Origin of the sequence: Mycobacterium ostraviense (assembly GCF_002705925.1) — a bacterium.
Taxonomy (GTDB): Bacteria; Actinomycetota; Actinomycetes; order Mycobacteriales; family Mycobacteriaceae; genus Mycobacterium; species Mycobacterium ostraviense.
The window spans coordinates 1-799 of record NZ_NKRE01000057.1 but is presented as its reverse complement, the minus strand read 5'-3'; the positions used below and the strand labels follow the sequence as shown (position 1 = coordinate 799).

1 pseudogene is annotated in these 799 nt (G+C 60.7%); it reads left to right on the top strand.

Annotated features, from left to right (window positions below):
* Positions 1-353 precede the first annotated feature (353 nt).
* Positions 354-718: pseudogene (locus CDN38_RS27895) on the top strand (cutinase family protein); the annotation flags it as partial.
* Between the last annotated feature and the right edge of the window lie 81 nt (positions 719-799).

Here is a 799-nt window from a genome sequence, read left to right as displayed (position 1 = left end):
GCTACCGCGAGCCCCGCCTCACGCCCTCACATGACACGCAATCGTTATCACATCGCTATCATCTGCCACTACAGTCACACCCGTTTACGAACAGGCTCTCAGGGGTATACGAACGCCGAGGTCGTGACATAAGAACATCCTTCCAGGGGACCAGCGTCCCGCTATCTCAGATGTCCACCGTTTCTGGGGAACCTCAATCCCATCGACGCCCCATCCCACTCACCATCGCCACGTAGCCGGCACAACCACTCACCAAAACCAGCCCATGCTCAGGTCAATCCAGGGAATCAACTATTTCAAATAGCCTTTGCTAACTTCCGTTTAACCGGCAGGCCCGCGGGAATCTCCCGCGAATGTTCATACATCGCTTCATCAATTTCCTGGGTCCGGCGGCCATTGCAGCGTGGGTCCTCAGCGCTTCGGTACTTGGTGGTTCCGCCGTTCCGCCGGCTTCGGCCGGTAGTTGTCCCGCCGTCGAGGTGGTGTTCGCGCGCGGTACCGGTGAGCCGCCCGGCGTCGGCCCCACTGGGCAAGCCTTCATTGACTCGCTGCGCTCGCGAGTAGGTGGAAGATCTTTCGGCACCTACGCGGTCAACTATCCGGCCAGTGACCAGTGGGACACCGGTATTGAGGGCATCCGCGACGCGGGCGCGAGGGCGCACATGTCGTGTCCATGGCCGGCAGCTGCCCGCAGACCATAATGAACCGTCCCGGGTTTTATGCGCACCTTCCTTTGAGGGAAGGATGGCGCGATGGCGATCAGGTACGACGAGAACACCAAGGCCAGGGCGGTGCGGCT